Genomic DNA, 8839 nt, shown 5'->3' with positions numbered 1-8839 from the left:
TGATAGCTGATAGCTGATAGCTGATAGCTGATAGCTGATAGCTGATAGCTGATAGCTGATAGCTGATAGCTGATAGCTGATAGCTGATAGCTGATAGCTGATAGCTGATAGCTGATAGCTGATAGCTCACTGCTTACCTTCAAGTTAGCGATAATTTTTAGCCTGAGTTTCAAACAAATGGGCATAAGTACCATCTAACTGCATCAGTTCCCCATGGGTACCGCTTTCTACAATTGAACCTTGGTCCATCACATAGATTCGGTCAGCCATTTTTACAGTAGATAAGCGATGGGTGATCAGAATAGCAGCTTGATCTTCGATCAGTTCGCGGAATTTCATAAACACCTCGTATTCTGCCTTAGGATCCATAGCAGAGGTAGGCTCATCTAATACAATAACCTGAGAGTCTCGTAGAAAAGCTCGTGCTAAGGCTATTTTCTGCCATTGACCAATACTAAGTTCTTCCCCTTGGTCAAATAATTTCCCCAGCATGGTATTATACCCTTGGGGTAAACTAGTGATAACGTCATCAGCACCAGAACGACGAGCAGCATCAATAATAGTTTCGTGATCTCGTGGCAAATCAATGTCCGCTAACCAGATATTTTCCTTAGCCGTAAAATTATATTTAGCGTAGTCTTGGAAAATCACACTGATTTGGCGGCGTAAGTCAGCTATTTTAAAATTGCGGATATCAATCCCATCAATGGTGATGCTGCCAGCGGTTGGATCGTACAAACGACACAAGAGTTTAATTAAGGTTGTTTTACCGGAACCGTTTTCTCCTACTAGGGCGATAGTTTCCCCTGGTCGCACTGTAAGGTTAATGTTTTTAAGTGCCTTACGAGTTGTAGTACCGTATTGGAAACTAACATGATCGAAAACAATACCACGGCTCATGGAGTGGGGAATTGGTTTGGGATAAGTTGGTTCAACAACGTTAGGTTTTAGATCCAGAAATTCGTAGAGGTTAGCTAAGAATAAATTATCTTCATAAAGACCAGATATACTAGTTAGTAACGCTCGAATATTATTTTGTCCCCGCTGCAACGCTTGGTGATACAGCACTAAATCTCCTAAGCGCAAATCTCCATGGACAGTTTGATAGACAATAAAGCCATAGACAGAAAAGATTAACATTCCTGCAACGGCTTGAGCACAAAAGTTAGCAAAGGATCGTCCAGTAGCAATGGCTACTTTTTCTTTATAAAGTTGCTCTCGGATGCGACGATACCAGTCAGTAAAGAAAACCCCTAAATCAAACAAGCGAATTTCTTTAGCAAACTGGTCTGAGGTTAGCATATAACCCAAATACATGGATTGCCGTTCCATGGGTGTTTTTTTGCGCTGCCAACGATAGATAACCCGAGAGTATTTTAGCCGCACCACCATCGCGGGCATGGCAGCAATAAATAAAATCCCAGCAATTCCCCAATGGAGGGAGAGTAATAAACTCACCATCGCCAACAAGGAAATACTATTTTGAGCTATCTGTGTGAGACGATTTAGGACTCGGGGCGGTCGGTAGGGCGCTTCTTGTTGAGCTCTTTGTAACGTATCGTAGTATCGGGCATTTTCGTAGTACTCCAAGTCAGCTTCTAGGGATTTATCATGAATAATCCCTTGCATGTAGTCAGTCACTCGCTGAGAATGAGCAGTATTGACTACTTCAGCTAAGGAGTTGCAAAGAGTAGTGACAAGTGTAACTGTACCGGCTAAGATTAGGAAAAGTAAAACATCACGAAAGACGGCTTGTTTATCAGCAGTAATGAATCCGTCAGTTACTGTATCAATTATTAGTTTGGTAAGATAAATTGATAGTAGAGGTAATATCCCCTGAACCAGCAAAAGTCCTACGCGAGCTCCTGTCCAAAAGGGACTGCTTTGCCAGACTAGACGCAGTGCAGGCAAAAGGCGTAATGTTTGCTGGATTTTTGTTCTTAAGGTTTTGCCTGCTCCCATTTTTTGTGTTAAGGTTTAGTTGGTTAAAGGTTGAAGGTTAGTTGGTTAAAGGTTGAAGGTTAGTTGGTTAAAGGTTGAAGGTTAGTTGGTTAAAGGTTGAAGGTTAGTTGGTTGAAGGTTAGTTGGTTGAAGGTTGAAGGTTAGTTGGTTGACGGTTAGTTGGTTGAAGGTTGAAGGTTGAAGGTTAGTTGGTTGAAGGTTAGTTGGTTGAAGGTTGAAGGTTAGTTCGTTTAAGGTTGAAGGTTAGTTGGGTTAAGGTTACTTGGTAAAAGGCGTGAAGCTTTACTAGACCTCTTATAAAAGTATTGTCTTCATGCAGTCGTGAAGGTAAGAAACCACGCCAGTGCTGATCTGATTCCCTATCTCCCCATCTCCCTATCTCCCCATCTCTCCACACTTCCCACACTTCCCTCTCTTGTGCTATTCCCTGTTCCCGACTTCTGCAAGAACTTTAGTGTTGAGGGTATGGTTTTTACTACGATCAGAAGTAGTTAATTCTTCGATATCTTTCTCCACCAAGGCCACTAGATCAGGAAGTTCCATCAGATTAGGCTTTCTGGTGAAGCGACAGATAGATACAGTCTTAATCAGACTGGCGCACTGACGCAGATGAGTACTAACACAGTCTGGAGCAATTAGCACATCTACATCACGGCTATGACGGACTACTTCAGGGAAAGCTTGTTGAGGCGTTAGCTTGGTAATCTGATGTTGGTCTCCTTTGGCCAATACATAGAGCCGCTTCAGGGGTACAGCAGTGCGTTGAAACCCATCAGTGAATGTGTAGGAAAGCTTTGGTGCGTTTGGGTAAAGAGGAGGTAAGTTATTAGAATTGTGTCCTAGAGAATCTGCTGCTGATGGCCAAAGTTTAATCTGAGGAAAGCTAGGAATAATCAAAGGATAACCGTCATCAAGGTTGACAGGCATGACATCATCAGTTATAATCTGATAACCTTTACCATGAAAGGCTCCTGCTAAGGTGGATTTACCCCAGCCTGACCCACCCATGAATGCGATCGCTTGATTGTTGACCACAATGCTGCTAGCATGGAGTACTAGCAATCCGCGCTGTCGCAGCACCACAGACATACAAGCTCCAAGGATGTTAGGGCTGAGCTTAGAGTTGTCCGCTCCTGTCACAGGTTCGATAGTAATCTCTCGCCCATCTTCAATCAAAACCTTTGCTTTGCCATGCAATTCCCCAACAACACGGTTGCTCCAATTAGCTGTTTCTGGAGGAAGATGACTCAATTTCCCGAAACGTATGATCACATCAGGGGATCCATCAGACTCGATCAGCTCGAGTAAGGGAATCTCTGAGTGAATACAAAGGTTGTAGGCCGTATAGATGTACATAATTGATACTTAGGAGCAGGTTAAACTTGATCGGAGAACTTGATAGCAGAAAAGGCATCCCCTCACTCTAGCCAAGACCCTTCTGCTGAGTCAGTGTTGCAGGACTAACGAGTTGGGGATTCCTAGGCAACCTAAGTGGGAGTTGCCTAGGGATGATCTTGCTAGTAGTAGATAATTTAGTAGTAGATAATTTAGTAGTAAATAATGCCTTTGTCGCCCTTGGTGATAGCTCTACTAATATTCAGTACTTACCATCACCAGTGCTAATCGTATTACTGTAGTTTGAACGGATCACAATTATTATTGTTATCGCAGTTTAGGCTGCTTGAGCCATCTGATTCAGCTTGGGGATTAGCCACATCACCATTGAAAATCAGGACATCTGCAATCCGAGTATGCCCAGTGATTTGGGTTAGCTCCTCAATGGTGCCGTGAACCATAATCTCTGGTGTAGCGTAGCTCTTTTCCATGGTGTTTTCCTTTTGCTGACGGTAGCTTCAGGTAGTCACACCCTGATTTTAACTATTGATTAGTCGGCGTTGCTGATTCTGGGTATGGTTTTGCCCCCCTAGCCCCCCAAGCGAGGGATTGCTCGCTTGGGGGGAACAAAACTATCAAAGTCCCCCAGAATTGGGGGATTTAGGGGGCTTCAATAAAACCAAATGATCGCGCATTCATTCCTTAATTCAGCAACGCCGATTAGTCAGCATCACTAGTAGTAATCGTGTTACTGACGGTCTTCTAGTTTGAACGGATCACAATTACCATTATTGCAGTCTAGGCTGATTGAGTCGTTTGATTCAGCTGCGGGATTAGCCAAATCACCATTGAAAATCAGCACATCTGAAATCCGATCAGGTCCATTGATTTCGGTGAGCTCCTCAATAGAACCGTGAACAATCATCTCTGGAGTAGTGTAGGTTTTTACCATGGTGTTACTTTCCTTGTAATTTTTGTAGTTTAAGGTAGTTACACCCTGAATTAAACTATTGATTACTCATCATCAGTAGTAATCCTGTTAAGGTAGTTGGAACGGATCACAATTACCATTGTTATCGCAGTCTAGGCTGCTTGAGTCATCTGATTGAGCCTGGGGATTATTCAAATCACCATTGAAAATCAGGACATCTGCCATTCGATCAGGTCCACTGATTTCGGTCAGCTCTTCAATAGAACCGTGAACAATCATTTCTGGTGTAGTGTAGGTTTTTAGCATGGTGTTAATTTCGTTGTACTTATTGTGGGTTTAAGGTAGTCACACCCTGAGTTAAACTATTAATTACTCACTAATTACTCACTATCACCAGTAGTAATCCTGTTACGGTAGTTTGAACGGATCACAATTACCATTGTTATCGCAGTCTAGGCTGCTTGAGTCATCTGATTCAGCCGCAGGATTAGCCAAATCACCATTGAAAATCAGGACATCTGCAATCCGATCAGGCCCATTGATTTCGGTGAGCTCCTCAATAGAACCGTGAACAATCATCTCTGGTGTAGTGTAAGTTTTTAGCATGGTTTTACTTTCCTTTTGCTGATAGTAGTTTACGGTAGTTACAGCCTGAATTGGACTTACGGTGTTTCAAAGGTTGTGCCCAAACCACAATCCCAAGCAGATTCCCTGCCAAGTTAGACTTAGGGTGTCGCTTGGGTGCGGTCAAGCCACAAGGCCAAGATGATTCCCTGCCAGACTGTCATGCAGTCTTTTTCTCGCACCCTGCCTCCTGAGGTCATGCGTCGATGAACTTGTCTCAGAAAGTCTGTGTCAACGTACCCTTCAATGAGTTCAAGCTTATTCAAGATCACGTCGTCGAACACCTGACGATTTAGGGTGAGCAGACCGTGAATAAAGTTTGGACCCATATGGGCTTTGCCTCCTCGCCACTGGACAGCTTTTGGTAAAATATCTGCCATCCCACGGCGCAACACCATCCGACTCCATCCCTGGTAGAGTTTCTGCTCGGAAGGCAGTGCTAGACAGAATTCAAGTAACCGCTTATCCATAAAGGGATGACGAGCTTCGAGGGAAAATGCAGCATTGTAGCGGTCGAGCTGCTCTAGAATTAGGGGAAATATACCTTGGGTTAGATTACGCCAGTGGTCTTCTCTGACTGTAAGTGATGGTTGATCTGACTTGTCCAATGCTTGAATACGCTGATCAATACCAATGCGCTCAGCAAAGTTGCGGTTAACCAGAGGTGAAACAGAACTAGCTGACTTGTCTTGTCTGCGCCACTTTCGCCAAAGTTGGTTGATTGCTTCCGGAACTAACGCCTTGAGTCCATGATTGAGCAACAGGTGCTTACGGGAGATGCCAAAACGCTTGTGAATCTGATGTACAGCTTTTCCAAAGGCAATCCAGCGAAACTGCTTCGCCAGTGTTTTTAGGTGTAGGATACTGTAGTGTTTAAGCAAGCCTTGGGGTGAGTTACCAAAATGTTCAGAAAATGCTTCAGCTTCCTGGACAAAGGTTTCCCACTGTCCTTGATGGGCTAATTCTGTCAATCTAGACACACCATGAAACACGACATTATCGCCATCGAGACCATCTAAAACAATTCGCATCCCTGCTTGCTGAGCAGCTTGATTCAGTCGCCAAGGATAATGATGACTTGGGCCAAGTAAGGCTTCGTCTTCATACTCCCAAATTTCGTCAACGTCTGACAGCGGACCAAACTGATCAGCATGGACATAGTGGGGAATAAGTCCACCCTGTTCTAAAACCGCATTGATGAAGGGACGTTCATCACATTCCGTGACTTTGTCAAAAATGTTGGAGAAGCTGTGCAATTGAGCATCTCCTGTTTCAGCCAGTAGTTTCCTGGCTACACAAGTGATTGAGGAAGAATCTAATCCACCGCTCAAGTGAGAACCAATGGCAAAAGCACTACGGAGACGACAACGAACTGCTTCGGTAAAGATGTCACGAAATGCTTCAGCATAGGCTTCGTCAGAGTCTAATATTAGCTCACGATTGGGGTCTAGAGACCAGTAACAGTTTAGCTCTATTCCTGACTGACTAACGACCATGGTGTGAGCAGGAGGAAGCCGCAGAATCTCGTCATAGGTGGTGATGACTTTGTCTTCCATCATCAGGGCGACATAGTCAGCCATCCTGACTTCGTTAAGACGCTTTGGCACGAAGGGTAAACAGAAGAGTGCTTTGATTTCAGAGGCAAAAATAAACCCTTGACCGGATTGGTGATAGTAATAGAAAGGCTTAACCCCAACATGGTCTCTAGCACAGAAGAGGATCTGCTTGTGCTTATCCCAGATAGCGAAGGCAAAGTCACCTAATAGTTTTTCTGGACACTGCTCTCCCCATTTTTCATAAGCGGCTAATATCAGTTGGCTATCGGTAATTTTTTCTGCTGGACGGTCGTTCAACTCTAGAGCAACAATCAGTTCTTCTCGATTATCAATCCGAGCATCAGCAGTAATCACTAAATTTTTGGAGTGATTAACTAAAGGTAACTTTTCCAGCAGCGATTCAGGAGTAGTCCAAAGCATCCGATGACCGAGACCAACAGACCCCTCGCACCAGATATCTGCTCCGTCTGGTCCCCGGTGGGCAAGGATATCTAACATTTGCCCAATATTTTCCCGGTCTATTGGTTCTTGGTTGAGGTAGTAAATCCCTACAATGCCACTCATAGTTTGCCTCCTTTAAACGATGGTAGTGGAGTAAACCGTGAAAGGTCTCTGAGATAGCCGATCACAACCTGTCCTTGGTTTTCCACCCATGCATGAGCTTCTAATTTTCCTCCCTCCCCTTTGGCAACACCAATTCTGAGTTGAGGGGAGTAACCACAGCGACTCATTAGTACTTGTGTGGTTAATGCTCTAGCTAAACACTTAACACCACCTGGCATGTAGCGACTGCTGAGATTAACAGCTCCGACAATTTTGCTTAGGTTAGTTTGGTTTACGCTTTGAGCTTGAGGTGATGGCTGACTGATTTTTGCTACCAGTTGCCGCAATCTGTGAAATGGTAGTAACCATAGCCCTAGTCTGATTAATCCTAGTAAAATGAACGTGTTAATCACAAGTTGACGTTCTCTACTAGTAAGGCGCAAGAACTTACGCAACCGCTTCATCTTTTACCTCAATTAGCCCAACTGCTGCGAATTCTTGGAGTAATGCCAACAGATCGCGATCGCATTTTTCTGGCTCAACTTCGTACTCTGCTAGCAGTGCATTGCGAATTTCATCTAAAGTTTTCGGTTCCTGGATCAGATTCCAGATGCTAGCACCTACGGTATTCAAGCCATAGTAAACTCCCGACTTCATATCGAGGATGATTGCCTCTCCTCCAATATCAGAAGATAGTTGCTCTTGAGCTGCTACTACAATTGAATATTTTGAGATAGTACAATCCAAACTCATAATTTTTTATTCTCCAAGTAATTATTGCTGTTCTATAAAACTAGTGAGGTAATTATCTGGGCTTATAATTAATGGATTGAGAGTAATTACCCAAATTACTATCGTTGATTAGCCCGACCATGTCTTGATGCAAAGCGCGAGTGGGAGAAACCCCCGTGAGGCCACTGCATCGCTTGTTAAAATTAGTTAAGTCATGGTATAGTAGATACATAACTTGATCAGTTTGAGGAGTTAGTGGTGAGCTAGTTGCTCTAGTATTGGTTGCTCTAGTATTGAGGGATAAGCGCGTTTAGAAACGAGTTGTGAAAATTCATAACCCCAAAATCATTGCTAGTGCGGTCATCCTGCTCCCGCTAGAGTTCGCAACCTATTTATAATTGCTATAAGCAAATAGACATTTAAATTTAAGCTCGATCCACTTGTGCAAAAGCCGGTCCACCATCTCCCGATTTTGACCTATTCCTATCAGCCCAGATTCACAATTTAAATGTATAAATATTGTGTGAATAGTTTGTGAATATTGGTATTTATAGCAGAAGTCAGAAGTCAAACTCTTGCGCTTCTTGATGCAGTCGCTCATGGGGGAAACCCCCAAGACCGCGCTGCATCGCTTACTTAGGTTTGAGACTTTTGTCATGTCCTAACTGCCCTGGCGACTGCTATATAAGATTGAATTACAGCATTTATACTGTTATGAAGAAGTCAGAATTGATAGGGAGTAATACTATTTAAAATTTAAGTTTTTTGATTTAATTTAACTGTAGCCTAATTCATCCAATAGTTAAACTAATTGTCGGAGATATTAATAAAACTTTAATTCTTTATTGAATTAATAAAAAAAGAGAGCAAACTCTGTAAATTATCCCCTTGATGATGTAAACAGTAAAACTATTTTATGGGATAAAAGTAAATTTACAAGGTTGGAGGTGGAGTTAAAGAGCGATCGCATTTTAATCCGATAGACAATCCCCCACACATTTGGAGCAATCTTTTGTAACATTGGTTCACAGCCACCGAAATCAGCTGATGATAAATTCATAATTAACTCTAATTAACTCTTTGTTGTCATCACTTTAATTTTTCCTTGCCTTCAATTAAATGTTCTCTCCCTTCCAAGTAAATTCCGGACAGTTTT

The 8839-nt window shown here is 42.9% G+C and carries 12 protein-coding genes; 1 reads left to right on the top strand and 11 read right to left on the bottom strand.

The window, feature by feature from the left end:
* Positions 1–144: 144 nt before the first annotated feature.
* The 3 genes from F6K37_RS25110 to F6K37_RS25100 form a co-directional block, all read right to left on the bottom strand.
* A complete protein-coding gene (locus F6K37_RS25110) occupies positions 145–1962 on the bottom strand; it encodes an ABC transporter ATP-binding protein (RefSeq protein ID WP_008186043.1) in 1818 nt (605 codons plus the stop codon).
* A gap of 199 nt (positions 1963–2161) precedes the next feature.
* Positions 2162–2368: a hypothetical protein gene (locus F6K37_RS25105; RefSeq protein ID WP_287252895.1), complete on the bottom strand. Its 207-nt coding sequence runs from the start codon at positions 2366–2368 to the stop codon at positions 2162–2164.
* A gap of 14 nt (positions 2369–2382) precedes the next feature.
* A complete protein-coding gene (locus tag F6K37_RS25100) occupies positions 2383–3318 on the bottom strand; it encodes a hypothetical protein (protein ID WP_008188033.1) in 936 nt (311 codons plus the stop codon).
* Between the two features lie 152 nt (positions 3319–3470).
* Here F6K37_RS25100 and F6K37_RS25095 point away from each other — a divergent pair, with 152 nt between their 5' ends.
* The gene (locus F6K37_RS25095) at positions 3471–3599 is read left to right on the top strand and encodes a hypothetical protein (RefSeq protein WP_267872087.1); all 129 of its coding nucleotides are present in this window, start codon (positions 3471–3473) and stop codon (positions 3597–3599) included.
* Here the strand turns inward: F6K37_RS25095 and F6K37_RS25090 are convergent.
* From F6K37_RS25090 to F6K37_RS25055, 8 genes are all read right to left on the bottom strand, one after another.
* Positions 3591–3788 (bottom strand): lasso peptide, encoded by a 198-nt coding sequence (locus tag F6K37_RS25090; protein WP_008188034.1) that lies wholly within the window; start codon positions 3786–3788, stop codon positions 3591–3593. The genes F6K37_RS25095 and F6K37_RS25090 overlap by 9 nt on opposite strands.
* 257 nt (positions 3789–4045) lie before the next feature.
* Complete coding sequence (locus F6K37_RS25085; RefSeq protein WP_008188035.1) at positions 4046–4249, bottom strand: lasso peptide; 204 nt, start codon at positions 4247–4249, stop codon at positions 4046–4048.
* 87 nt (positions 4250–4336) lie between these two features.
* Positions 4337–4534, bottom strand: a complete 198-nt coding sequence (locus F6K37_RS25080) for a lasso peptide (RefSeq protein WP_008188036.1) — start codon at positions 4532–4534, stop codon at positions 4337–4339.
* A 102-nt stretch (positions 4535–4636) separates the two neighbouring features.
* Positions 4637–4834 (bottom strand): lasso peptide, encoded by a 198-nt coding sequence (locus F6K37_RS25075; protein ID WP_008188037.1) that lies wholly within the window; start codon positions 4832–4834, stop codon positions 4637–4639.
* Between the two features lie 119 nt (positions 4835–4953).
* On the bottom strand, positions 4954–6972 hold the full coding sequence (locus F6K37_RS25070) for a lasso peptide isopeptide bond-forming cyclase (protein WP_008188038.1): 2019 nt from the start codon (positions 6970–6972) through the stop codon (positions 4954–4956).
* Positions 6969–7415, bottom strand: coding sequence for a lasso peptide biosynthesis B2 protein (locus F6K37_RS25065; protein ID WP_008188039.1), 447 nt, complete (start codon positions 7413–7415; stop codon positions 6969–6971). Before F6K37_RS25065 ends, F6K37_RS25070 begins: the two co-directional genes overlap by 4 nt.
* Positions 7399–7704 (bottom strand): PqqD family peptide modification chaperone, encoded by a 306-nt coding sequence (locus F6K37_RS25060; protein ID WP_008188040.1) that lies wholly within the window; start codon positions 7702–7704, stop codon positions 7399–7401. The genes F6K37_RS25065 and F6K37_RS25060 overlap by 17 nt, the downstream gene beginning before the upstream one ends.
* 859 nt (positions 7705–8563) lie before the next feature.
* Positions 8564–8743 carry a hypothetical protein gene (locus F6K37_RS25055; RefSeq protein ID WP_287252886.1) on the bottom strand — a complete coding sequence of 60 codons (180 nt, stop codon included), beginning with the start codon at positions 8741–8743 and terminating at the stop codon, positions 8564–8566.
* Positions 8744–8839: the final 96 nt, after the last annotated feature.

Source organism: Moorena sp. SIO4E2, from assembly GCF_010671945.1.
GTDB classification, from domain to species: domain Bacteria; phylum Cyanobacteriota; class Cyanobacteriia; order Cyanobacteriales; family Coleofasciculaceae; genus Moorena; species Moorena producens.
This window is presented reverse-complemented; position numbering and strand designations above follow the sequence as displayed.